General features: G+C 71.8%; 1 pseudogene. It reads right to left on the bottom strand.

Features of this window, described 5'->3' with window-relative positions:
- Positions 1 to 209, bottom strand: a pseudogene (locus Q0938_RS19325) (hypothetical protein); the annotation flags it as partial.

The raw sequence follows: 209 nt of genomic DNA, 5'->3' as shown, positions 1-209 counted from the left end.
AAGCGGTCGGGGCCCACGCGCTCCTGCACGAGGTGGACGAGGCCCTTCTCGAAGGCGCCCAGCGCGGCCTGACCGAGGTCGGCGAGCTGGCGGCGCTCGGGCTCCGGCAGGGTCGAGATCACCGGCGTGACGTCGATCCCGAGAAAGCCGCGGTGATATTCGATCCGGGCGCCGGCTTCGGCCTGCGCGATCCACGCGTAGAGCTCGAC

This window comes from uncultured Paracoccus sp. (assembly GCF_947496875.1).
In the GTDB taxonomy this organism is placed as follows: domain Bacteria; phylum Pseudomonadota; class Alphaproteobacteria; order Rhodobacterales; family Rhodobacteraceae; genus Paracoccus.
The sequence above is the reverse complement of the archived record's forward strand: the minus strand, read 5'-3'. Positions and strand labels throughout refer to the sequence as shown.